Origin of the sequence: Photorhabdus africana (assembly GCF_035181445.1) — a bacterium.
Classification (GTDB): Bacteria; Pseudomonadota; Gammaproteobacteria; order Enterobacterales; family Enterobacteriaceae; genus Photorhabdus; species Photorhabdus laumondii.
Map to the genome: position 1 here is coordinate 1 of NZ_JAXBVE010000269.1, position 252 is coordinate 252.

At 56.7% G+C, this 252-nt stretch carries 1 protein-coding gene; it reads right to left on the minus strand.

The genetic code is table 11. The features are described 5' to 3' along the window. On the minus strand, window positions 1-252 hold a 252-nt coding region (locus SLS51_RS23715; protein WP_323840907.1), incomplete at both ends, for a hypothetical protein.

Genomic DNA, 252 nt, shown 5'->3' on the forward strand with positions numbered 1-252 from the left:
CTGGCTGCCGATATCCTGTTGTTGGGTCAGGTGGCGAGTGTTCTCTTTCCCCCAGTCGCCCTGCTCTGTGCGGCGCGTGCTTAAGGTGTCCAGCGTCAGGTTATGGCCTGCCGTTATCTCGGTGTGACCGTCTTTACCCGCATTCTTGACGTCACTGGCGGTTAATTGCACATTGTTGATGGCGCTCAACGACAAGGTACCTTTATCGTTCTGCACATAAATCCCCGCCGGACGGTCCAGCCAGCGGTTAGC